The organism is Myxococcus sp. XM-1-1-1 (assembly GCF_020037095.1).
GTDB lineage: Bacteria > Myxococcota > Myxococcia > Myxococcales > Myxococcaceae > Myxococcus > Myxococcus fulvus.
In genome coordinates, this window is the sequence record NZ_JAIQDH010000013.1 from 188483 (window position 1) to 210896 (window position 22414).

20 protein-coding genes are annotated in these 22414 nt (G+C 70.6%); 10 read left to right on the forward strand and 10 right to left on the reverse strand.

From position 1 onward, the window contains the following. Positions 1 to 121: 121 nt before the first annotated feature. From K8640_RS42565 to K8640_RS24610, 3 genes are all read right to left on the reverse strand, one after another. A complete protein-coding gene (locus tag K8640_RS42565; RefSeq protein WP_255653416.1) occupies positions 122 to 1798 on the reverse strand; it encodes a hypothetical protein in 1677 nt (558 codons plus the stop codon). A 14-nt stretch (positions 1799 to 1812) separates the two neighbouring features. Beyond that, entirely contained in the window at positions 1813 to 2757 is a 945-nt protein-coding gene (locus K8640_RS24605) for a hypothetical protein (RefSeq protein WP_223749278.1), read from the reverse strand. A gap of 147 nt (positions 2758 to 2904) precedes the next feature. Further along, entirely contained in the window at positions 2905 to 4665 is a 1761-nt protein-coding gene (locus K8640_RS24610; RefSeq protein WP_223749279.1) for a CpaF family protein, read from the reverse strand. Positions 4666 to 4836: 171 nt separating this feature from the next. Here K8640_RS24610 and ung point away from each other — a divergent pair, with 171 nt between their 5' ends. From ung to K8640_RS24635, 5 genes are all read left to right on the forward strand, one after another. Beyond that, positions 4837 to 5514: a uracil-DNA glycosylase gene (ung, locus tag K8640_RS24615; RefSeq protein WP_223749280.1), complete on the forward strand. Its 678-nt coding sequence runs from the start codon at positions 4837 to 4839 to the stop codon at positions 5512 to 5514. A 63-nt stretch (positions 5515 to 5577) separates the two neighbouring features. Further along, complete coding sequence (locus K8640_RS24620) at positions 5578 to 6396, forward strand: acyl-CoA thioesterase II (RefSeq protein WP_223749281.1); 819 nt, start codon at positions 5578 to 5580, stop codon at positions 6394 to 6396. A 28-nt stretch (positions 6397 to 6424) separates the two neighbouring features. After that, positions 6425 to 6919 carry a DUF3592 domain-containing protein gene (locus tag K8640_RS24625; RefSeq protein WP_223749282.1) on the forward strand — a complete coding sequence of 165 codons (495 nt, stop codon included), beginning with the start codon at positions 6425 to 6427 and terminating at the stop codon, positions 6917 to 6919. A 90-nt stretch (positions 6920 to 7009) separates the two neighbouring features. Beyond that, on the forward strand, positions 7010 to 7954 hold the full coding sequence (locus K8640_RS24630; protein ID WP_223749283.1) for a hypothetical protein: 945 nt from the start codon (positions 7010 to 7012) through the stop codon (positions 7952 to 7954). Next, on the forward strand, positions 7954 to 9138 hold the full coding sequence (locus tag K8640_RS24635; RefSeq protein WP_223749284.1) for a tetratricopeptide repeat protein: 1185 nt from the start codon (positions 7954 to 7956) through the stop codon (positions 9136 to 9138). Before K8640_RS24630 ends, K8640_RS24635 begins: the two co-directional genes overlap by 1 nt. Before the next feature lie 280 nt (positions 9139 to 9418). Here the strand turns inward: K8640_RS24635 and K8640_RS24640 are convergent, their stop codons facing one another. Further along, positions 9419 to 9787 (reverse strand): response regulator, encoded by a 369-nt coding sequence (locus tag K8640_RS24640; protein ID WP_141326776.1) that lies wholly within the window; start codon positions 9785 to 9787, stop codon positions 9419 to 9421. Positions 9788 to 9863: 76 nt separating this feature from the next. Continuing rightward, a complete protein-coding gene (locus tag K8640_RS24645) occupies positions 9864 to 11225 on the reverse strand; it encodes a Xaa-Pro peptidase family protein (RefSeq protein ID WP_223749285.1) in 1362 nt (453 codons plus the stop codon). A 170-nt stretch (positions 11226 to 11395) separates the two neighbouring features. Between K8640_RS24645 and K8640_RS24650 the strand changes: the two genes are divergently transcribed. Both K8640_RS24650 and gyrA read left to right on the forward strand, forming a co-directional pair. Beyond that, entirely contained in the window at positions 11396 to 12139 is a 744-nt protein-coding gene (locus K8640_RS24650; RefSeq protein WP_223749286.1) for a tetratricopeptide repeat protein, read from the forward strand. A 244-nt stretch (positions 12140 to 12383) separates the two neighbouring features. Further along, positions 12384 to 15173 carry a DNA gyrase subunit A gene (gene gyrA / locus K8640_RS24655; protein ID WP_223749287.1) on the forward strand — a complete coding sequence of 930 codons (2790 nt, stop codon included), beginning with the start codon at positions 12384 to 12386 and terminating at the stop codon, positions 15171 to 15173. 78 nt (positions 15174 to 15251) lie between these two features. On the opposite strand, the gene K8640_RS24660 is transcribed toward gyrA, so the two are convergent. The 5 genes from K8640_RS24660 to K8640_RS24680 all read right to left on the reverse strand — a co-directional run bounded on the left by K8640_RS24660 (position 15252) and on the right by K8640_RS24680 (position 18818). Then, entirely contained in the window at positions 15252 to 15845 is a 594-nt protein-coding gene (locus tag K8640_RS24660; protein WP_223749288.1) for a hypothetical protein, read from the reverse strand. An 8-nt stretch (positions 15846 to 15853) separates the two neighbouring features. Next, entirely contained in the window at positions 15854 to 16342 is a 489-nt protein-coding gene (locus K8640_RS24665) for a hypothetical protein (protein ID WP_223749289.1), read from the reverse strand. Positions 16343 to 16645: 303 nt separating this feature from the next. Then, positions 16646 to 17230, reverse strand: a complete 585-nt coding sequence (locus tag K8640_RS24670; RefSeq protein ID WP_223749290.1) for a hypothetical protein — start codon at positions 17228 to 17230, stop codon at positions 16646 to 16648. 121 nt (positions 17231 to 17351) lie between these two features. Continuing rightward, positions 17352 to 18188: a PfkB family carbohydrate kinase gene (locus K8640_RS24675; RefSeq protein WP_223749291.1), complete on the reverse strand. Its 837-nt coding sequence runs from the start codon at positions 18186 to 18188 to the stop codon at positions 17352 to 17354. 6 nt (positions 18189 to 18194) lie between these two features. After that, positions 18195 to 18818, reverse strand: coding sequence for a nuclear transport factor 2 family protein (locus tag K8640_RS24680; RefSeq protein WP_223749292.1), 624 nt, complete (start codon positions 18816 to 18818; stop codon positions 18195 to 18197). Between the two features lie 176 nt (positions 18819 to 18994). Here K8640_RS24680 and K8640_RS24685 point away from each other — a divergent pair, with 176 nt between their 5' ends. From K8640_RS24685 to K8640_RS24695, 3 genes are all read left to right on the forward strand, one after another. Next, on the forward strand, positions 18995 to 19978 hold the full coding sequence (locus K8640_RS24685) for an iron ABC transporter substrate-binding protein (RefSeq protein ID WP_223749293.1): 984 nt from the start codon (positions 18995 to 18997) through the stop codon (positions 19976 to 19978). 14 nt (positions 19979 to 19992) lie between these two features. Continuing rightward, positions 19993 to 21558, forward strand: a complete 1566-nt coding sequence (locus tag K8640_RS24690; RefSeq protein ID WP_223749294.1) for an iron ABC transporter permease — start codon at positions 19993 to 19995, stop codon at positions 21556 to 21558. A gap of 84 nt (positions 21559 to 21642) precedes the next feature. After that, positions 21643 to 22395: a hypothetical protein gene (locus tag K8640_RS24695; RefSeq protein WP_223749295.1), complete on the forward strand. Its 753-nt coding sequence runs from the start codon at positions 21643 to 21645 to the stop codon at positions 22393 to 22395. Positions 22396 to 22414 lie beyond the last annotated feature (19 nt).

Sequence of the window (22414 nt, forward strand, 5' to 3'; positions counted from 1 at the left end):
TAGCAAGACCGGGAGGGGGGCGCGATGGGCTTCGGACCTGGGTGCAGGGCGAGCGTTCAGGCGACGCACACCCCAAGTGTCCCCGACGCCCCTCCAGCGTCGGTCAGCCGACGGATGTCCCTCACGGTGAGGTCGGGCAGCCCAACGTCGGCACCGACGCGCCGGGTTCGCCCGCAAGGCCCGTGCTCGGTCCACCATCGCCGCCCGGACCCTGGGTGATGGTCGTCCCCGCGTCGTCCTGCGTCACCTGCGAGCGTGTGCACCAGATGCCCACCGAGGGGCCGCCGCCACCACCGCCGCCAGGCCCGCCCGCGCCTCCGTTGCCGCCCTTTCCGCCAGGGCCGCCGGCGCCACTCTTGTAGGTCATGTCCTCGAGGTTGGTGCGCCCCACGGTCAGGCCTCCCTCCCCGCCGGCCCCCCCGCGTCCACCCGTGCCTCCCCGGCCACCCGCGCCGCCGCCGAGCGTCTCGATGGACGTGGCCGTCTCCAACGCCACGTTCGAGTCGAACACCAGCAGGCCGATGGACGCACCGCCGCCACCGCCACCCGCGCCGCCCTGGCCGCCGCAGCCGCCCGCGCCGCCGCCGCTGCCTCCGGGGCTGGCGGGCTCGGTGATCTGGGGGCTCGACTGGATGAGGCAGCTGCCACCGCTGCCGCCGCCGCCACCACCCGTACCGGACGTCCCCGGCTCACCCGCGCCGCCGTTCTGGCCCGCGCCCACCGTCCACGTCCCGTCGACCTCCGACAAGGTCCCCATTCCCGCGCCGAACGCGCCCGCGTCCCCGGGGATGCCCGCGACGCCCGCGTCTCCCGCGAAGCCGTCGCCAGCGGTACAGCTGCAGGAGGAGGGGGAGGCCCGGCAGTCCTTCGTGTCCAGGGCGCCACCCGCGCCGCCCGTCCCTCCCGTCGGAGGACCTCCCGCCTGGGGCTGCCCGGGGGCTCCGTCGTTGCCCACGGTCTTGTGGACTCCGGGGGCGCCGTCTCCGCCTGAGCGCGAGCCCTCCTCGCCGGGGCACGCCAGGTTGATGCCGCCCGCGCCACCCTCACCCGGCACGGTCGGGCTTTCTTGGAGGGTCTTGGTGCCCTCGCCGCCGTCGGGGCCCGGTGCTCCGGCGTCACCGTTCGCGCCATCCTGTCCCGCGGCGCCGTGTCCCGCCGTGAGCACGGTGTGGCGCAGCCGCACGTCCGAGCCGATGACGCGCAAGGCGATGGAGGGCTGTCCCGGCGCCTGTCCATCCGCGGAGCGCACGCGCAGGTACTCCAGCACGATGCCGGCGTCCGACAGTCCGCGAACGGTGAGCGCGGTGGGGCCGGCCTCCAACCGGGCCACCTGGGTGCCGGCGCGGCGCCAGCCGCCATCGCGTCCCGCGTAGCCGCCGTGGAGCGACACGGGCACGTCCAGCGTCAGCTCACCCTCCTGGTACTCCCCGCCCGCCAGGTACACCCGCGTGGGCGCGCCGCCGTCCCACTGGCGCACGAGCGACAGCGCGTGGCCGAGCGTGCGCAGCGGCGCGTCGCGCGTGCCGGTGCCGTTGACGTCGTCGCCCGTCACGGGGTCGACGAACAGGCCCTCGCTGGCGCGGCCGTCCACGCCGTCGCAGTCGGAGTCCTCGAAGGTGTCGTCCGGGGTGTCGTCGATGGCGGTGTTGGGGATGCAGCGCCCGGCGTCGGGCACCTGCTCGCACCGGCCTTCGTCGAGGCAGCGCTTCCGCGCGGCGTCGAAGTCGTAGCAACCGCCGGCGGCGAGCACCGCGCCGAGCGCCGCGCCCAGGGCGCCGAGCGTCCAGGTCTTCCGCATGGGTCCTCTCGAGGTCATGGCCACGTCCCGGACAGGCCCACCATGGCGCCACCCGACGTCACGGCGGCGGAGGGGACGACCTTCGCGGGAGGGTCGTCCTCCGGCCACAGGAACATCACCGCGCCGGCGACGAGCCCCGCCGCGCCCACCCCGAAGGCCACGCGGCTCACCGTCTGCGCGCTCTTGCCCTGGGACACCAGCGCGTCCGAGTCACGCAAGGGGATGTCCGCGCCGCCGGTCTCCAGCGTGTCGTAGCGGTCCTTCGCCTTCAGGTAGAACACCGTCCCCACGCCCGCGAGCACCACGCCGCCCGCCGCGGGCAGCCAGGCCCAGCGCCGCGCGGAGGAGGAGGTCTGCGCGAGGGCGGGCTCTGGCGGCACGGGCGTCGGCTGGGAGCCGGGGTCGGAGGTGCCAGGCCGGGTCACTCGCGTGGGCGGGGGAACGTCGTCGATGCGCGGCGGGGGAGGCGGTGGCCGCAGCGCGCGCAGCGTCGCGGGCAGCACCACGTCCAGCGTCTGCGTGAGCGCGTCCAGCAGGCCGTCCTCGAGCACGTCGGAGACGAAGTGCTCGGCGATGAGCGCGCCGTCCTTCGCCGCGTGGAGCTTCATTCCCGCGCGGTACCCCTGGGGCTTTCGCACCAGCTCCGTGACGAGCACGACCTCCGCCTGGCTGGTGGTGCCCAGCCATTGGATGCAGGGCGCCTCGGTGCGCTTGCAGCGCAGGAGCGCGCGCCGCTTCGTGGCGGGCAGCCTGCGGGTGACGTTGTCCATCCGGATGACGCGCACGCCTCGCGACTCGAGCTGCTCCGTGATGTGCTCGCGCGCGAAATCCACGACGTGAGTGGGAGTTCCCGTCGCGTCCGGGGGCGCGACCAACACGCTCAGGGGCCCCTGCGGGGCGGGGAGCGCGGGCGCCTGGGCGGCGACCACGGTGAAGACGGCGACGAGGGAGATCAACACGTGAGCACTTTCCCCCCGACAGGACCTCCTCGCAAGAAGGGGAATCAGGGGCGACCCACCTCGGGTGGCGTCACGCTCGCGGGCGGTGCGTGCGGTGACGGGAGACTCCACCACCCGGGTAGGGCGGCGGAGTCGTGACCCGTGGCCTCAGCGCCGAGGCCGCTCCGACGGAGCGGGGCGGATCTGCGTCTTCTCGGCGCCGCCCTGGGGCTCGGCCGTCGCGCCCGTGTCCTCGTCCTCGTCGTCCACGTGGGCGGGCATGGCCGGCGGGGGCCTGCGCGCGGCGAGCGCGGGGCGGGCCCCGGGAGGCGGAGGCCTGGGCGGCGGCGTGCCCGGGCGACGCGGCGGGGGAGGCCGGCCCGCGTCGGTGAGCAGCTCCTCGTCCACCTCCACCTTGGCCTCGGCGGCGTGGTCCATGCCGCTGGCGAAGGGGCTGCGGGTGGGCGGCGGCGTCTTGTCGTCGTCGCTCTCGGGAGGAGGCGGCGGGCGCGCGGCGGGAGGCCGGGCGGCGGCCTGTCCCGCGGGCGGCGTGGCGCTGGCCACCCTGGGAGGCGCGGCCGTCGTGGCGGGCTTCGAGGTGGGCAGGTTCGCGGGCACCTGCACCTGCACGGGCGCGGCGGCGGGCGCGGGCGCTCCACCAGCCTTGGCGGCCTTGGCCTCGCGCGCGCTCTGCTTGAGCTTCTCCTCGAACGCGGACCACTCCTGCTTGTAGTGCGCGGGGTCCGGCTGTCCCTCCTCGCGGTGCTTCAGCGAGGGCGCCCACCGCACGGTGTACGACTCACCGGCGTGGAACGTGGGCGGAGGCGGCAGACCATAGGTGGCCGGGTCGAAGAACGAGTCCTCCAAATCGCTGAAGCCATACGCCTTCGCCTTGGCGACGAAGTTTGGGATGATGCCCGTGGGCGCGTGGTAGCCGAGGATGTGGTCGTCCTCGTCCTTGGCCACCGGCGTGAAGACGAAGATGTCCTGCGTGCGGTAGTCGCCCTTCTCGTTGAGCGGCAGCACCTCCGACAGGGCAATCGTCTTGCGGCTGCCGTCGTGCAGGCGCTCGCAGCAGATGACGAAGTTGATGGCGCTGGCCACCTGGGCGCGCACGGCCACCATGGGCAGCTCCACGCCGGACATGAGGCACAGGGACTCGATGCGGCGCAGCGTGTCCGTGGGCGTGTTGGCGTGCGTGGTGGCCAGCGAGCCGCCGTGGCCCGTGTTCATCGCCTGCATCAGGTGGAACGCCTCGCCGCCGCGCACCTCGCCGACGACGATTCGGTCCGGACGCAGACGCAGCGCCGAGTGCAGCAGGTCTCCCATGTCCACGCCGCCCTTGCCGAACTTGTCCGGCGGACGGCTCTCGAAGGCGACCACGTGTGTCTGGTTGAGCTGGAGCTCGGCCGAGTCCTCGATGGTGAGGATGCGCTCCTCGTCGGGGATGAGCGAGGAGACGATGTTGAGCAGCGTCGTCTTGCCGGAGCCCGTGCCGCCGGCCACCAGCATGTTGAGCTTGGTGGCGATGCCCGCCTCGATGAGCCGCGCCATCTGCGGCGTCAGCGAGCCGAACTTCAGGAGCGACTGGACGGTCAGCTTCTCCTTGAAGAACTTGCGGATGGAGATGGTGGTTCCGCGGCGGGCAATCGGCGGAATCACCACATGGATGCGGCTGCCGTCCGGAAGGCGCGCGTCCAGGCGCGGGCGCTCCTCGGTGAGCATGCGGCCGACGAACTGGGCCATGTTGCGCGCGGCGCCGATGAGGCCTTCCTCGGTGAAGGCCGCGTCCGTCTTCGTCAGTCGGCCCTTCTTCTCGATCCACACGTCGGTGGGGCCGTTGATCATGATCTCCGACACCGACTCGTCGTCCAGATAGGGCAGGACGGGCTTGAGGAAGGCGCGGAGTGACTCGGTGTACATCGTCATGGCGCCTCGCAGGCTAGCGCGCCCGGGGCCTTCCCCCCAAGAACCCGTCCCGCCCGCCCGGTCGCTTCCAGTGCGGCTGTCACCCCCTGGACGCCGGGACGAAAGCGATGGGCCCCCCGCGCGGGCGGTGCTTCAATGCCCGACCTCGCAGGTCGGACGGGGAGTCACGCCATGTTGAAGGACGGGTTGCCGGAGGACTGGAAGCGGGAGCTGAAGTCCGCGCTCGATTCACCCTCGTTCCAGGAACTGGAGCGCTTCGTCGCCCAGGAGCGCGAGGCGGCCACCGTCTTCCCCTCGGAGGAGGACCTCTTCTCCGCCTTCCGGCTGACGCCCTACGCGGACGTGCGCGTGCTGCTTTTGGGCCAGGACCCGTACCACGGGCCCGGGCAGGCACACGGGCTGGCGTTCTCCGTGAAGCCCGGCGTGCCCTCGCCGCCCTCGCTGGTGAACATCTTCAAGGAGCTGGAGGCGGACGTGCAGGAGCCCCGTCCCAAGACGGGCTCGCTCATCCCCTGGGCCGAGCAGGGCGTGCTCCTGCTCAACGCCGTGCTCACCGTGCGCCAGGCCCAGCCCAACAGCCACGCGGGCCACGGCTGGGAGGACTTCACCGACGCCGTCATCCGCGCGGTGAGCGCCAAGCAGGACGCCGTCGTCTTCCTCCTCTGGGGCAAGTACGCCCAGAAGAAGAAGAAGCTCATCGATGCGAAGCGCCACGTCGTCATCGAGGGCACCCACCCCTCGCCCCTGTCGGCCAGCAGCGGCTTCTTCGGCAGCAAGCCCTTCAGCAAGGTGAACCAGGCCCTGGAGTCCAAGGGCCGGCCCCCGGTCGACTGGCGCCTGTCCCGGTGAAGCGGCGGGCCGCACCGCGCGTCCGGGCACGAAGGCCGTGCCTCCGGGACGAGGCTTGATACGGTGCGTCGCGACATGACCGCCGCCTTCGTCGCCGCCTCCACGCCCGAGCTGCTGGAACCCAACGTCTACCGCACCCGCTTCCACGCGGACTGGTACCAGGGGAGGGGGGCCTATGGCGGCGTGGTGGCGGGCACGGCGCTGCGCGCGCTGGAGCACACGCTGGCGGACGCGGCCCGGCCGGTGCGCTCCTTCACCATGCACTTCTGCTCTCCCGCGGTGGAGGGCGAGGCGCGGGTGCTGACGCGCATCGAGCGCGCCGGGAAGCTCGTCACCCACGCCACGGTGCGCGTGGAGAACGACGCGGGCGTGGTGGCCGTGGGCAGCGCGACGTTCGGCGCCTCGCGCGGCGGGGCCCTGGAGTACCTGGACCTGACGCCCCCCAAGGTGCCGCCCCCGCTGGACGTGCCGGCGACGCCCGACGACGTGCCCATGCCGGACTTCTGCCGCCACTTCGAGTTCCGCTTCTGCCTGGGCTCGGCGCCGTACTCGGGCTCGGACGTGGCCGAGACGGGCGGCTGGCTCCGCCCCCGTCAGCCCACGGTGCTGGACGCGCCCCTGTTGGTGGGGTTGATGGACGCCTACCCCCCGGCGGCCCTCTCCCGCGTGGAGGGCTTCCGCCCGGCGGCCACGGTGGACTTCACCGTGCACTTCTTCCACCCGCTGCCCAGGCCCGGGCTGAAGCCGGACGCCCACTTCCTGCGCACCGGGCGCTCGCGTCAGGCGGGCGAGGGCTACGCGGACGACTACCAGCAGCTGTGGACCGAGGACGGCGTGCTGCTGGCCCAGTGCCGCCAGCTCTTCGTGGTGATGGGCGGCTGAAGTCCCGCCATCTGGTAGTGTCGGCGGCGTGCAAGTGCTCTGGGTCGTCGTCACCGCCATCGCCGCGCTGCTCGCCGCGGTGGGTGTCCTCTTCGTGGTCGCCGGTCTCAAGGACGTCCAGCGCGCCCGGCGCACCCTGAGCTGGCCCACCGCGCCCGGCACCATCCGCTCCGCCGAGGAGTTCGAGCGCCGCCTCCCCGTCGCCGGCCCGGCCGAGCCCCGCATCCACTACGAAGCCGTCATCCAGTACGAGTACACCGTGGGCCGCGTCCTGGTCGGCACCTCCACCCTGCGCGTGGACCCCGCCGCGTACACCAACCCGGAGCACGCCCAGTCCGTCCTCCGGCGCTATCCTCCGGGACAGGCCGTCCGGGTCGCTTACAACCCGGCGGACCCCACCGACGCGGTGCTGGAGCCCGGCGCGCACGCGCCCAGCTTCGTGCGGCTGGGCGTGGGGCTGGGGCTGGTGGCGCTCGGCGCCTGCATCCCGCTGGTGGCGCGCTGGTTCGCGGCGCGCCTGTAGGAAAATCTCCGTCCTGGACGCAACTGATCCACGTCCCCCGCGACAATCCCTTCACATTCTTTCCCGGCCAGTCCCCGGCCGAGGTCCGCCATGAGCGATCGCTCCTCCATCCGTCGCGGTCAGCAGAACCCGGTTCGCACCACCCAGACGCCGCAGAACGCCGCGGTGGTGAAGAACACGACCACGGACAAGGTCGTCAAGGACACCAACACGGGTGTCCAGACCACCTTCGAGAACGGCCGGCTCCAGAGCCACTTCGAGCGTGAGAAGAGCACCACGCAGAACTGGAACACCAGCTACAGCCACGAGTCCCAGCACGAGTCCACGGGCCGCGTGACGGGCGCCATGGCGAGCCTGCTGGGCGCCATCCCGAAGGTCGGCATCGACGGCCAGTTCACCAAGGGCGCGGCGGTCAAGAAGTTCGAGGGCGGCTTCGGCGACGCCAACAGCGTGGCCCAGGGCTACGGCAAGGTGAGCCTGCTCGAGGCCGAGCTCAAGGGCTCCGGCGAGGTGGGCATCGAGGGCGGCAAGCTGTTCGCCCGCGGCGACCTGGACGCGAAGGCCACGCTGGTGGACGCCGAGGGCACGCTGCGCGCGGGTGTCGGCCCCATCCAGGCGGAGCTGCAGGGCAAGGCGTGGGTGGGCGCGAAGGCGGGTCTCCACGGTGAAGTGACGGTGGACCCCATCAACGGCAAGTACGCGGCCCGCGTCGGTGGTGACGCGTTCATCGGCGCCCGCGCCGGTGCCACGGGCACGGTGAAGCTGGGCGACTACGGCGGCGTCACGGGCCGTGCGGAGGCCTGGGCCGGTGTGGGTGTCTCCGCCCGCGCAGAGGCCAGCTGGGACAACGGCCGCTTCAAGGCCCGCGTGGACTTCGGCGCCGCCCTGGGCGTGGGCTTCAAGCTCGGCTTCGACGTGGACATCAACTTCGGGAAGATCGCCGACGCGGTGAAGAGCGTCGTCGAGAAGCCGGTCGAAGTGGTCAAGGATGTGGTGAAGTCCGTCGGGAACTTCTTCAAGGGGCTGTTTGGCTGATGGCGGAGACCGCCAGGTACGACGCACTTCTCGCAGCCGGGGAGCTGGACCAGGCACGTCGGGAGGCCGAGGCCGCGCTCAAGCGCGATGCCTCGGACCTGGCGGCCCGGGTCGCGCTCGCCCGGCTCGCGGCATTCGATGGCAACGAGGCCCAGGCCGAGTCATGGCTCGCGGGCGTGAGCGCGGAGGAGCCGGACGTGCAGCTGGTCCGGGCCGCGCTGCTCACCCGGCGAGGTGACGCGGCGGGCGCCCTGGCGCTCTACCGGAAGGTGGCGAAGGCGCGCCCCCAGAAGGCCGAGGCCTGGTTCGGCCAGGGCTACCTCCTGGCGGAGCAGGGCGACAACGCGGGTGCCCGCACCGCGCTCGAGCAGGCGGTGAAGCTGTCGCCGAGCACGGCCATCCATCACTTCCACCTGGGGCGCGTGCTCTTCGCCCAGGAGAACCTGAAGGACGGCTTCCACCACCTCCAGGAGTCGCTGCGCCTCAACCCGAGGCACGGGCCCAGCTACCTGGTGCTCGCGGTGGCGCTCCAGGCGGGCGGTGAGCTGGGCGCGGCCGAGGAGCTGCTGACCACGGGCATCAAGGCGCTCGACGGCGACCCGTACCTGCTCAACGCGCTGTGCAACGTGCAGCTGGCGCGCGGCAACCTGAGCGGCGCGGTGGCCACGGCGGAGACGCTGGCGCGCGTGGAGCCGGACGCTCCCGCGGCGCAGGCGAACCTGGCGCGGCTGCGGCTGGCGCAGGGGCGGCTGACCGACGCGCTGGAACTGTGCAGGAAGCTGGCGTCGCGCGGACAGGCCACCTCGCAGAGCCGCATGGTCGAGGGCATGGCGCTGGAGGCCATCGAGCCGGTGGACATCCCCGCCGCGCTGACGGCGTGGCGCGAGGCCATGAAGCTGGACCCGGACGACTGGGCCCCCGCCAACAACCTGGGCAACCTGCTGATGCGCATCCCCGAGGACGAGCTCCCGGGCGCGGGCCAGCAGGCGCTCGAGGCGCTGGAGGAGGCGCACCGCCGCGCGCCGGAGCGTCCCGAGCCGCAGCTCAACTTGGCGCTCGTGAGCGCGCGGCTGGGCGACAAGCAGCGGGCGACGCAGCTGGCTCAGTCGCTCTTGAAGCTGGAGCGCCTGGACCCCGAGTGGCGCGAGCAGGCCGAGCGGCTCATCAAGGCGCTGGCCTCCTGAGCTGAGGTGACGGACGGGCGCTCACGGGCGCCCGTCCGGTGGCGTCGCGGCACGCGGTGTGGTTCCCGCCACGGCGCGACAGCCGGGCCAGGCCACCGCACGGGTGTGTCGATGTCTCTGGCCTGCCGCGCGTGGCCGCCGTCCGAGCGCATCGATGCATCCGGCGCTCCGCTCGCGCGCGTGGCCATCGACCCGCCGCGTGGCGTGGCACCGCCTCCGCCTGTGAAACATGTATCGAGCCCGTCGCCGGTGGCTGTTTTCACCGCACGGGGCTCGGCGTTCACGCCGCCACGTTGGCGAGCTGCTTCATGAGCAGTCGAATCAGCTCCACGGGATGGATGGGCTTGGGCAGCAGCTCCGCGCCGTAGCGGATGGCGACGGGGATGAGGTCATCGAGCTGCTCGTGGCCGGTGAGGAAGATGAAGGGCGCGTTGCACTCCTTCAGCTCGCGCATGGCGATGAGCACGTCCGCGCCGTTCATCGACGGCATGTTGTAGTCGCACAGGATGGCGGAGATGTTCCCCAGCTCCTCCTGGAACGCGCTCTCGGGTGACTGCACCGTGCGCACCTGGAAGCCGGCGCTCTGCAGGATGTCCGTCACCAGCGAGAGCACGAACAGGTCATCGTCAATCACCAGCACGGTCTGCATCGCGCGCTCTCCCGGCAAGCCTGTCTCATCCTACGAGCCGGGCCAGCCAGGAGAGTAGGGCGAGCAACGCATTCCGTCAGCGCGGTGCGGGAGCCACGGGGTTCTGCTGACCCGGGGTGCCCGGCGACGGGATGAGCACCAGGTCCTCCTGCGGCGGAATCAGGTACTCGGCGCCCGTCTCGGTGACGACGGCCATCTCCTCCACGGAGAGGACCCGCATCGCGTCCGGGCCCTCCTTCCACGCGAAGAACCCGTCGAAGGCGAACACCTGTCCCGTCCGGATGATGCGCGTGGACTGGCCCTGCTTGGGCTTGTCCTTCGCCCCACCGGAGAGCGCGGGCCCCACGTCATGCGCCCAGTAGCCCACGGGGTGGCCGGTGCCGAACATGTTCATCGGCTCCGAGCCCGCCTCGTTCATCCACACGCGCTGCGCCTTGTCCACGTCCCAGCCGCTGGCGCCCGGCTTGAGCGCCGCCAGCGCCACGCGGTTGCCCTGCCGGCCCTTCTCCCACTTCTCCAGCGCGTCCTTCGGCACCTCTTTCTGCCCCGGCGCGAGCACGTAGGCGAAGCGCTGGATGTCCGTCACCCACAAGTGGCCCACGCGGATGCCGAAGTCCGTCTGGATGAAGTCCCCGGGCTGAATCACCTTCTCCGTGGCGTGCGAGTGGCCACGCAAGGGCCCGCTGTTGACCGCCGGGTTCTGGTCCGGCGCCCACGCGTCCCCCACGCCCAGCTCCGCCATGCGCTTCTTGAGGAAACGAGCGACGTCCGAGTCCCGCGTCTTGCCCGGCACCACCGTGGCGTACGCCTCGACTTGCAACTGCGCCGTGAGCGCCGCGGCCTTGCGCAGGATGTCCACCTCCTCGGGCAGCTTCACGGACAGCCACTCGGAGACGACGTCCTCGGACGACACCAGCTTCTTGCGCAGCGCGGGCGACAGCGCCTTCTCCAGCGCCGCGCGCTGCGAGGACGACAGCCCGTCCGCCACCGTGACGGACGTGGACGCGTTGATGGCGATGCGCGCGGGCTTCGCCGCCGCCAGCCGCGCGGCAATCTGCGCGTACAGGTCCTGCCCGCGCTCCACCGAGATGACCTCGTCCAGCGGCGCCACCTCGCGCAGCGCCGTGGCCTCGCTCACCGGCGACAGCGCGAGCGAGCGCACCGTGTCCCCCTGCCGCAGGAACAGGAACGCCGCGGTGCCGCCCGCGTTCTCCCCGCCGACGTGGATCGCCAGCGGGTCGTTGTCGTTCTCCCGGCAGAGCACCACCCAGGCGTCCACGTTGGCGCGCGCCATGGCCTGCGGCAGCAGCTTCTGGATGCGCTCCTTGCGGATGCGCGGCCACGGGTCGCCAGAGACGATGGAGTCCTTGCCCGCCGCGCTCGCCAGGGGGGCGGCGAGGAGCAGGGCGGTGACGAGAGCGGACCGGACGCGCTTCATGCTTCGGGAATCCTTTCGGGAGAAGGCGCCGCCATCATCCCCGACCTCGTCCGCCCCAGGCACCGCCCCCGTGTGAAGTCCCGTCGCGCCGTCATGAAGAAATGCCCGGGCAAACCGGAGAAAACCGCGAGCGCAAGCGCCACCGCCGTCGCTCGTTTAAGGTGATGACCATGGCCAAGAGCTCCTCTCGCAAGTCCGCCGCGAAGGCGAAGGTGAAGGTGAAGAAGCCCGCCGCCCCCCGTGCCGCCGCTCCCCGGAAGAGCCAGGCGAAGCGGCCCGCCCGGCCCCCCGAGCCGCCGCCCATCGTCCTCGAGGCCGAGCCCGTCTTCCCCGAGGAGCCCACGCTGGAGGACACCCCCAAGGCCCTGCCCGCGGGCGAGGAGGGCTCAGGCCGCGTGCTCCCCTTCGAAATCGACCCCAAGCGCATGGAGGAAGGCCTGCGCAAGCTCCAGGGCGAGGTGGTGCACTGGGCCAACAAGGGCCGCTACACCCGCGTGCGCTTCAAGTTCCGGGGCAAGCAGCTCTTGCCGGACCTGCCGCTCGCCGCCGTCGTGGCGGCGGAGGGGCTCACGTTCTACTGGGGCGGCATCCTGCGCGTGCTCATCGCCAACGTGGTGGGCGGCAGCGTGTTCCAGGTGGAGCTGGTGAACGACGCGGAGAAGCGCGTCCAGGCCGGCAAGGAGGCCCTGCTGTCGGGCGACGTGGACCAGGCCCTGGCCCTGTTCCGCGAGGCCGTCGCCATGGACCGCGACTCCGCGCCCGCACACCTCAACGTGGGCGTGGCCCTCAAGCTCAAGGGTGACAAGCAGGGCGCGCTCGCGGCCTTCGAGAAGGCCCGGGAGAAGGACCCCGAGGGCCCTGTCGGCACCGAGGCCGAACGCCTGGCCGCGCCCCTCCGTCCCTCGCCCGTCTAGCGTCCGTCCCGGGCGGCTCGGGAGGCCCGTTTTTCTTCGTCGGAAGCGGGCTGAAAACGGGGTGTTCGAGCGTTCAGTAGGGGGCGTTTTCCAGCGCTCCGTTGACTTGATTCCGGACCCCATCGCATGTGGGGTGTCCACCCCCTCGTTTCCCTTGTTGACGTAGGGAAATCCAGGGGTTACGAACGCTCCCTCACTGGACGGCGGCCCTTCACGGGGTCCCTCCGCGAACCTCCCAGAGCCCATGGCTGACGACACCACCGACAAGCCGGCCCCGCCCTCCCCGCCTCCTCCTCCGGACGGCGCTGGAGAGCTCATTCCCGTGAACATCGAAGACGAGATGCGCCGCTCGTATCTCGACTACTCGATGTCCGTCATCATCGGTCGCGCGCTGCCCGACGTACGCGACGGCCTCAAGCCCGTGCATCGCCGCGTGCTGTTCGCGATGAACGACCTGGCGAACTACCACAACCGCCCTTACAAGAAGAGCGCGCGCGTGGTGGGTGACGTCATCGGTAAGTACCACCCGCACGGCGACTCCTCCGTGTACGACGCCATGGTGCGCCTCGCGCAGCCGTGGAGCCTGCGCTACCTGCTGGTGGACGGTCAGGGCAACTTCGGCTCGGTGGACGGCGATATGCCCGCCGCCATGCGCTACACCGAAGCGCGCATGGACCGCCTGGCCGAGGAGCTGCTGGCGGACATCGACAAGGAGACCGTCGACTTCGGCCCCAACTACGACGACTCCCTCGAGGAGCCGCTCGTGTTGCCGGCGCGCTTCCCCAACCTGCTCGTCAACGGCAGCAGCGGCATCGCGGTGGGTATGACCACCAACATCCCGCCGCACAACATGACGGAGGTCATCAACGGGACGCTGCACCTCATCGAGAACCCCACGTGCACCGTGAGGGACTTGATGGAGTTCATCACCGGCCCGGACTTCCCCACCGGCGCGTTCATCACCGGCCGCGAGGGCATCCACCGCGCCTACGAGACGGGCCGCGGGCAGATCACCGTGCGCGCCCGGTCGGAAATCGAGACGTCGAAGAAGGGGGACCGCGAGTCCATCATCTTCACGGAGATTCCGTACCAGGTGAACAAGGCGCGGCTCATCGAGAAGATCGCCGAGCTGGTGCGGGAGAAGAAGCTCGAGGGCATCAGCGACATCCGTGACGAGAGCGACCGTCAGGGCATGCGCATCGTCATCGAGCTCAAGCGCGACGCGATTTCGCAGGTGGTGCTCAACAACCTGTACCAGTCCACGGCGCTGGAGACGACGTTCGGCGCGGTGATGCTGGCCATCGACGGTGGCCAGCCGCGCACGCTGAACCTCAAGGAGCTGCTGGACCGCTTCATCGCCCACCGCCGCGACGTGGTGACGCGCCGCACGCGCTACGAGCTGCGCAAGGCGCTGGCGCGCATGCACATCGTGGAAGGTCTGCTCGTCGCGCAGGACCTCATCGACCTCGTCGTCAGCCTCATCCGCGCGTCCAGGGATCCGGACGAGGCGCGCTGGGGCCTGATGAACATCCTGTCGCCCACGCTGTACGAGCACGAGCGCTTCGCGAACCTGCAGCGCATCGACTACGACAAGGCGAAGGCGCAGATGGAGCTGCTCGTCTCGCGCGCGCGCAACGAGGAGCCGCAGTACCGGGGGCTGGCGCACAAGTACGAGGGCGCGGGCTTCAGCCAGGAGCAGGCGCAGAACATCCTCGAGATGCGCCTGCAGCGGCTCACCGGCCTGCAGCGCGAGGAGCTGTTCCGCGAGCTCATCGGCCTGGTGCGCGACGTGGCGCGCCTGCAGGACATCCTCGCCAACGAGAAGAGCCTGCTCAACGTCATCAAGACGGAGCTGATGGAGATTCGCGAGCGCTACGGCGACAAGCGCCGCACCGAGATCATCGGCGCCGTGGACGACATCACCAGCGAGGACCTCATCGCCGAGGAGACGATGGTGGTCACGCTGTCTCACACCGGCTACGTCAAGCGCTCGCCGCTGTCGGAGTACCGGGCGCAGAAGCGCGGTGGACGCGGCAAGACGGGCGCGGCGACGAAGGAAGATGACTTCGTCAGCAAGCTCTTCGTGGCGAGCACCCACGCGTACCTGATGCCGATTACGACCAAGGGCAAGCTGTACTCGCTCAAGGTGCACCAGATTCCGGCCGCCAGCCGCACGTCGCGCGGCAAGGCGATGGTGAACCTGGTGCAGTTCGGCGAGGGCGAGAAGCTGGCCCAGGTGCTGGTGACGCGGGACTTCCCGGAGAGCCGCTACGTCTTCTTCGTCACGAAGAAGGGCGTGGTGAAGCGCACGGACCTGAGCGCGTTCGAGAACGTCCGCTCCAGCGGCATCATCGCGCTGGGCATCGACGAGGGCGACGAGCTGGTGGCGGTGATGATCACCGACGGCTCGAAGGACATCCTCCTGTCGACGGCCAGCGGCATGAGCATCCGCTTCCCGGAGTCGGAGGTCCGCTCCATGGGGCGTCAGGCCTTCGGCGTGAAGGGAATCACGCTGGAGGAGGGCGACGAGGTGGTGGGCGCCGTCGTGGTGGAGAACGAGTCCGCCATCCTCACGGTGACGGAGAACGGCTACGGCAAGCGCACCGAGGAGGCCGAGTACCGGCAGCAGGGCCGCGGCGGCAAGGGCATCATCGACATCAAGACCACCGAGCGGAACGGCAAGGTGGTGAGCGTGGTGCAGGTGAAGGAGTCGGACGAGGTGATGCTCGTCACCAACGGCGGGATGCTCATCCGCATGAAGGTGAAGGAGATCTCCGTCATCGGCCGCAACACGCAGGGCGTGCGCCTGATTGCGCTGGAGAACGACCAGGAGAAGGTGATGGCCCTCTCCAAGCTCCCCGAGGGCGAGGAGTCCGAGGAGGAGTCGGAGACGGCGACGCCCGCCGAGGGCGCTCCGGAGGGTGTGGTCGCGGAGGCCGTGGCCACCGAGGCCGAGGCCGCTCCCGCCGCCGAGGAGGCTCCTGCCTCCGAGACGCCGACCGAGGGCGGTGGCTCCGAGGAGCCGCAGGCCTGAGTCGGACCGTGATTTGAAACACCGAGGCCCCTCTTCCCCGTGCGTGGGGAGAGGGGCTTCGTCTTGGTGGGCGTGAGGCTAGAGAAGCCCGAGGAAGGTGAGAGTGGAGGGGCCGCTCAAGCGCCGCAGTCCCTCCGGGCCGCTGCACGCATCCAGGTCCGTGGAGAGGAACGTGGTGGTGCGCAGCACGGTGGCGCCCTGGAACTTGCCGGACTCCACCGAGCCGACGTGGGTCAGCGTGAGCAGGAGTCCCTCGACGCGAGCGGCGACGCGGGTCTGCACGAGCGTGGAGGTCTCGCCAGTGTTCCAGACGAGCGTCCCACGAGCCCGTCCGACCTCCAGCAAGTCGAGACAGGAGAAGGGCGAGGCCCCCAGGTTGCCCACGGTGTACGTGGCGGACGTCAGGGTGGGGTCGAGCAGGGCCAGGCAGTTGCTGAAGACCGACGTGCCCGAGATGCCCACGTCCTGGCGCTCGTTGCGAAGCGGCGGTGCGTAGTGGAGGTCTCCCGAGCCCACCGGGCAGCTCGCGAGTGTCAGCAACGCCTGCTCCGCTCGCGCGGGCGCCTCCGCTGGAGTGCCTTCGTTGTCCCGGGGCTCGGGAGGAGATCCGCAGGACATCAGTGCTCCACTGACGAGCAGGGAGATGGTGATGCATCGCAGCAGGTGTTTCATGCGCGTGCTCATGGCAGCCCCAGCAGTGTCAGCGTCGTCACACCGGACATGCCCGGGACGCCACGAGACGAGAAGCAGTCGAACAGGTTCACATCGAAGTACGTCAGGGTCCGGATGGCGGTCGCTCCCTGGAACTTCCCGGACTCGACCGTGCCCACGTAGGTGATGGCGACGGTGGCGTTGCTGACCTGGACGGAGCCTCGCGTCTGAAGCAGGGTGGAGGACTCGCCCGTGTTCCAGGTGATGTCCGCGCGTGCCGAGCCCACCTCCAGCAGGTCCTGACAGGCAAAGCCGGGCAGCTCGACGTGAACAGAGAGCTCGCCGGACGTCACCTCACCGGACAGTGAGACGCAGTTGGAGAACGTCGACGTCCCGGTGACGGTCGTGTCTCGAGGGACCACCGAGAGGGGCGGTGAAAAGCGATTCATCGTCGAGCCCACCGGACAGCTCATCACCGTCGGCAACTGCTGCCCCTGCGCGATGTCCTCGGTTGGCACGGGCGCGGGAGCTTCCCCACCGCAGCCCGACAAGACGCTTCCCATGAAACCTGACAGCAGCAGGGCGAGCCTGGACCCTCGACGCATGAGTGAACCTCCACGGAGTGCAAAGAGGCCGCAGGGATAGGGAGGACTTTCGACGTGGGCGACGTGGGACCCACACGCACCGTTCGCGCGTGGGCTCAGGGGTTGGACCTTCGTCCACTCCGGGAGGAGGAACGGTCAGGTCGAGGGCAGGACGTCCAAGCGCTTCGAGACATCCCTGCGGAAACGCCGCCCCGCACCACCGCCCGCATACGGTGTCTAGAGCAGCCCGAGCAACGAGAGGGTCGCCGTGCCGCTGTGCCGGGCGAGGCCCTCTGGGGAGGAGCAGGCGTCCAGGTCGGTGTTGAGCACGGTGGTGGTCCGAATCGCTGTGGCGCCCTCGAACTTGCCCGAGACCACCGAGCCCACATGCGTGAAGACGACGGAGAGCCCCTCCACCCGCGCGCCGAGCCGCGTCAGGGTCAGGGTGGAAGTCTCGAGGGTGTTCCAGGTGACGACCGAGTTTGTCGTGCCGATGTCCAGCAAGTCGGAGCAGGCGAAGCTGGGCCGGAAGACGTTGAGGGGGGTGTTGCCGGAGGTCACCCCGCCGAACAAGGAGTAGCAGTTGGAGTAGGTCGTCGTGCCCGTGGTCGTCACTGCCTGGGAGGTGTTCTTCAAGGGCGGGGAGTAGTCGAGCACCGTCGAGCCGATGGGGCAGGAGACGAGCGTCACCAGGCCCTGCTCCGCCGTCGCGGGCTCCTCGATGGGTTGTGGCGCGGCACTCTCCTCGAGCCCTCCGCAAGCGGTGAGGACACTTCCTGTCAGCATGAACACCACGACCGTGCCCCATGATGGGTGACGCATGATGGCCTCCTGGATGTGAGGCATTGGCTATAGTTGTCTCGGTTTGGCGCGTGCCAGTCACGGCGCGAAGCGCTGTTCGAGACGGCTCAAACGTCTTGGACTCCAGTACAGGCGTCCAGGCTCAGCGCAAGGGGGCCGGCAGCTTCGAGACCTCCACGCGCGGGACACCGACCTGTGTCACCGCCTGCGCGCCGAACCAGTTCGCCAGCTCCGCGCACTTCGTCATCGGCCAGCCCCGCAGCAGGCCCAGGGTGAAGCCCGCCAGGAAGCAGTCCCCCGCGCCCGTCGGGTCCACCTCCTCGACGGGGCTCGCAGGAAGCTCGAGCGAGTCCTTCGCCGTGAGCAGCGTGCACCCGCGCTTGCCCCGGGTGATGACCACACACGTCCTCGTGCGCACGGCGTCGAGGTCCAGCGCGCGCGCCTCCTCCTCGCTCGCCTTGAGCACGCGCAGGTGTCCCAGCAACTCCGCGTAGGGCGTGTCCTCCAGCCGCTGGTTCCACACGCGTCCTTCGTCATCCAGCGCGCGCAAGAGGCCCTGCGCGTCGGCGAGGACATGCCGGGCCCGCTGCGACATCCGGACGAGCGTCTCCGGGGACACCTCGCCCATCACCCCGCAGGCGAGCGCCACGCGCGCATCGAAGAGGATGTCCTCGGGAGCAATGCTCGCCGAGCGCGCGTCGACACGGAGCACGCGCTCCTCCCGGCTGAAGTCCGCGAGGAACCGCGTGGTGCGAGTCCCCGGGACGATGCGCGGTGGGTACCGGACGCGGTCCGCGTAGGCGAAGTCCTCGCCCGCCACGGCCACCACCGCGTGGTCCACCCCGGTGGCGTCAAACACCGAGGAGATGTACGCCGCCGAGCCGCCGAGCGTGTGCACCTCCCCACCTCCGACCGAGGGCAGCACGTCATGGCAGTAGTTGCCCACCACCAGCACGTCGCACGAGGAGCGTCCCGCCACGGGCGGCTACTTGCGCGTGAAGGTCGCGGGCACGGGCGCGCCGGCGGCCTTCTCGTCCGTCCAGGAGATGTGCAGCACCCACCAGCGCTGACCGTCGAAGACGAGCTGGATGTTGTTGACGCCCTTCGTGAGCACCGCGCCCTCCGGCGCCTCGCGGGCCTCGTACGCGCTCAGCACGTTGACCAGGTCGCCATAGCCATACACCTGACGGTGCGTCTCCTTCTCGAAGAAGCCGTGCGTCTTGAAGAACGTCTCGCCCCAGGCCACGTAATCATCCGGGGTGATGGGGGACACACCCGGGAGCCCGCCGGGCTTCGCGCGATGGACGGACGCCATCTGCGCGCCCGGATAGAACAGCGAGCGGAAGCGCTGCCAGTCACGCGCCTTGCCCGCGGGGCCGCTGATGACGTCATAGAGCGCGGCCAGCAGCGCCTCCTGCGTCTTCACGTCCTCCGGACGCCCGGGAGGATGTTGCTGGAGCGCCGCCTGGGTGCGCTCCGCCGCGAGCTTCATCGGGCTGGGCGCGGCGGGCGGCTTGGGCGCGACGGGCGGCGGCTTCGCGGACTGCGCGAGGGCGGAGGCGCAGCTCAGCAGGACGACGACGGGGACCGCGGTGATGAAGCGGGGCATGGGATGGACCTCCAGACGTCGAGGAAGCACCGCGCGGCACGTTACCCTGACGTCCGGGGAATGTCTGACGCGGTTCGAAGCGGGCGTGTGTGTTCGCGCTTCGACACTCGACGCACGGCGCAAAAGCCCGGGCTCCGGGTGGCACGGTGAGGGCCCGTCCGTTAGGGTGCCCCGCCATGATGCGACGACTCCTGCTGACCCTGTTGTTGTCCGTGTCCTCCACCGCGATGGCGGCGGAGACGCTCACCGTCTACTCCGGCCGCAACGAGAAGCTCGTGGGGCCGCTCCTCAAGAAGTTCACGGAGAAGACCGGCATCGAGGTGAAGGTGCGCTACGGCGAGACGCCGCAGCTGGCCGCCACGCTGCTGGAGGAGGGCGACAAGACGCCCGCGGACGTGTTCTTCGCGCAGGACGCGGGGGCGCTCGGCGCGCTGAGCAACGCGGGCCGCCTGCAGGCGCTGCCCAAGGCCACGCTCGACAAGGTAGACGCGCGCTTCCGCTCGCCGACGGGCCAGTGGGTGGGCGTCAGCGGCCGCGCGCGCGTGGTGGCGTACAACACCCAGAAGGTGAAGGCGGCGGACCTGCCCGACAGCATCCTGGGTTACACGGATGCGAAGTGGAAGGGCCGGCTGGGCTGGGCGCCCACCAACGCGTCCTTCCAGGCCTTCGTCACCGCGCTGCGGCTGCTCAAGGGCGAGGACGCGGCGAAGCAGTGGCTCCAGGGCATCCAGGCCAACGGCGCGCGCGTCTACAAGAACAACGCCGCCATCATCGAGGCGCTGGGCCGCGGTGAAATCGACGCGGGCTTCGTCAACCACTACTACCTGTACGCCGCGAAGAAGAACAACGCACAGCTGCCGGTGGCCAATGACTTCTCCGCGCCGGGCGACCCGGGCGCGCTGGTGAACGTGGCGGGCGTGGCCATCCTGAAGGGCTCGAAGAAGGTGGACGCGGCGCGCAAGTTCTCCGCGTGGCTCCTGGAGAACGACGCGCAGACGTACTTCTCCCAGCAGACGCACGAGTACCCGCTGGTGGCCGGCGTGAAGACGGCGCAGGACCTGCCGGCGCTGTCCAAGGTCGGCTCGCCGGACCTGGACCTGTCGAAGCTGGATGACCTGCGCGGCACGGTGAAGCTGCTGCAGGACACCGGCGTCCTCTAGAAGGAGCGGGCTTCGTGACACGGCGGGCTCCGCGGTGGTTGTTGATATCGGGCGGGCTGGTGGCGGCGCTCGCGGTGCTGCCCGCCGTGTACCTGGGGGTTCGCGCGGCGGAGGCCGACGCGAGCGCCTGGGGGCTGCTCTTCCGGGAGCGCACGTGGGGCCTGCTGTGGCGGACCTTGGGGCTCGCCGCGGCGGTGACGGTGCTCGCCGCCGCGGTGTCCCTGCCGCTCGCGTGGCTCACCACGCGCAGTGATTTGCCGGGCCGTCGCCTGTGGACGGTGCTGTTGTGCGTGCCGCTCGCGGTGCCCACCTTCGTCAGCGGCTATGTGCTGCTGGCCGCCTTCGGCATCGGTGGAGTGCTGGAGGAGGTGCTGACGCGCTGGGGGCTGCCGGTGCCGCCGGTGTATGGCTTTCCCGGCGCGCTCGTGGCGCTGACGGTGTCCACGTATCCGTACTTCTTCCTGGCGCTCCGGGCGGGACTGCTCGCGCAGGACCCCGCGTGGCTGGAGGGCGCGCGCAGCCTGGGGATGAGTCCGACGCGGGCCTTCTGGAAGGTGACGGCGCCGCTGTTGCGTCCGGCCTTCGTGTCCGGCGCGCTGCTCGTCGGCTTGTATGTGTTGTCGGACTTCGGCGCGGTGGCGCTGGTCCAGTACGACGCCTTCTCGCGCGCCATCTATGTGCAGTACGAGGGCGCGTATGACCGCGCCTACGCCGCGCTGCTCGGGCTGGCGCTGGTGGCGGTGACGGTGGTGGTGCTGGTGCTGGAGGTGCGGCTGCGCGGACGTGCCGGCTATCACCGCAGCTCCAAGGGCGCCGCGCGGGCCTCGGCCCCGGTGACGCTGGGGCGCTGGCGGGTGCCCGCGCTGCTGTTCTGTGGCGCGGTGGTGCTGGCGGGCGTGGTGCTGCCGGTGGGCGTGCTCCTGTACTGGGGCGCGCGAGGGCTGGCGCAGGACGAGGCGTCGCTGATGCAGCCCGCGCTGGGCTCGCTGCTCGCGTCGGTGCTGGGCGCGGTGGCGTCGGTGCTGGGCGCGCTGCCGCTCGCGTTCCTCGCGGTGCGCTACCCGAGCCGGCTCACCCTGGCGATGGAGCGCGTGTCCTACGTGGGCTACGCGCTGCCGCCCATCGTCCTGGCGTTGTCGCTCGTCTTCCTGGGCGTGCAGGCGCTGCCGTTCCTCTACGGGACGTTGGTGATGCTGGTGCTCGCGTACGTGGTGCGCTTCCTGCCGCAGGCGGTGGGCACGGTGCGCTCGGCGCTGCTGCAGCTCAACCCGCACCTCGCGGAGGCCGCCGCGTCCCTCGGCGAGGCCCCGGCGGGGGTGTTCCGCCGCGTCACCGCGCCGCTGCTGCGTCCGGGATTGCTGGCGGGAGCGGCGCTCGTCTTCCTCACGGCGATGAAGGAATTGCCGGCGACGCTGCTGCTCGCACCCATCGGCTACGAGACGCTGGCCACGCGCGTGTGGGGCGCCACCGCCGAGGGCCGCTTCGCCGAGGCCGCGCTGCCCGCGCTGGTATTGATGGCTGTCTCCGCGCTCGGTGTGGGGTTGCTTGTATCGCAGGAGGGTGACGCACCTCGGGGCTGAGACACGGCCTCGGAATCCGAGACACTGAGAGGTGCTTCATGTGGCTTGGCCTCCCCCTTTGCAGGCGGTATCACGTCGGGCTTCATGTCCCTGCCAGAGTCTGTCCTTCCTCCGCTCGCCGCCGACGCTTTCGCCACCACGGAGAATGCTCTCGGTGAGCTGCCCTGTGGCCCGCCGTACTCCGCGCGGCACGTCCAGTCCGTGCTCGAGGAGAAGAAGCCCACCACGTTCGACGGCGCGGTGAAGGCGCTGGGGTCCGCGGGCAGCTCCACGCTCGCGTTCGTGGCCTCCGTCTACAAGGACGCGCCGCGCACGGCCGCCACGCTGGCGGGGCCCTTCATCGTCACCGAGCCCACGGGGCATGTGGGGGATTTGCACGTCCAGGGGGACCTGACGCTGGAGAAGTCGCTCGTCGTCGTGGGCGACCTCACGGTGGACGGCGTGCTGCACGATGGCGAGCACACGAAGCTGGTGGTGGTGGGGCAGGTGCGCTGCCGCGCGATGCACACCTCGGGCTGGGTGACCATCATCGGCGGGCTGACGGTGGAGCACGCGCTGTATGGCCGCTACAACGATGACTCGGTGGAGGTGCTCGGCCCCATCACCGCGGGCCTCATCGTGAGCGACGACCACCTCATCTACGGCAAGCCGAAGACGGCGAAGCTGCGCCCGTCCCAGGGGGGCGCCTGGGGGCCGGACACCTTCGACGCCCGGGACCGGGCCCACAAGGCCGAACTGCCCAAGGTCCTGGTGGACGGCATCACCTCCCTCGACGAGGACGGAGAGGTGAAGGTGGACGGGGAGAAGCTGGTGGCCGCTCGGCCGCCCTGGAAGTAACGGCGGAACGCGGTAGGGT

What these genes read in the sequence shown, in the direction of transcription:
- ung (WP_223749280.1), top strand. Translation starts at nt 4,837, where the DNA reads ATGTTGAAGGACGGGTTGCCGGAGGACTGGAAGCGGGAGCTGAAGTCC.
- K8640_RS24645 (WP_223749285.1), bottom strand. Translation starts at nt 11,225, where the DNA reads ATGAAGCGCGTCCGGTCCGCTCTCGTCACCGCCCTGCTCCTCGCCGCC.
- K8640_RS24640 (WP_141326776.1), bottom strand. Translation starts at nt 9,787, where the DNA reads ATGCAGACCGTGCTGGTGATTGACGATGACCTGTTCGTGCTCTCGCTG.
- K8640_RS24610 (WP_223749279.1), bottom strand. Translation starts at nt 4,665, where the DNA reads ATGACGATGTACACCGAGTCACTCCGCGCCTTCCTCAAGCCCGTCCTG.
- K8640_RS24695 (WP_223749295.1), top strand. Translation starts at nt 21,643, where the DNA reads ATGTCCCTGCCAGAGTCTGTCCTTCCTCCGCTCGCCGCCGACGCTTTC.
- K8640_RS24630 (WP_223749283.1), top strand. Translation starts at nt 7,010, where the DNA reads ATGAGCGATCGCTCCTCCATCCGTCGCGGTCAGCAGAACCCGGTTCGC.
- K8640_RS24635 (WP_223749284.1), top strand. Translation starts at nt 7,954, where the DNA reads ATGGCGGAGACCGCCAGGTACGACGCACTTCTCGCAGCCGGGGAGCTG.
- K8640_RS24680 (WP_223749292.1), bottom strand. Translation starts at nt 18,818, where the DNA reads ATGCCCCGCTTCATCACCGCGGTCCCCGTCGTCGTCCTGCTGAGCTGC.
- K8640_RS24650 (WP_223749286.1), top strand. Translation starts at nt 11,396, where the DNA reads ATGGCCAAGAGCTCCTCTCGCAAGTCCGCCGCGAAGGCGAAGGTGAAG.
- gyrA (WP_223749287.1), top strand. Translation starts at nt 12,384, where the DNA reads ATGGCTGACGACACCACCGACAAGCCGGCCCCGCCCTCCCCGCCTCCT.
- K8640_RS24660 (WP_223749288.1), bottom strand. Translation starts at nt 15,845, where the DNA reads ATGAAACACCTGCTGCGATGCATCACCATCTCCCTGCTCGTCAGTGGA.
- K8640_RS24670 (WP_223749290.1), bottom strand. Translation starts at nt 17,230, where the DNA reads ATGCGTCACCCATCATGGGGCACGGTCGTGGTGTTCATGCTGACAGGA.
- K8640_RS24685 (WP_223749293.1), top strand. Translation starts at nt 18,995, where the DNA reads ATGATGCGACGACTCCTGCTGACCCTGTTGTTGTCCGTGTCCTCCACC.
- K8640_RS42565 (WP_255653416.1), bottom strand. Translation starts at nt 1,798, where the DNA reads ATGCGGAAGACCTGGACGCTCGGCGCCCTGGGCGCGGCGCTCGGCGCG.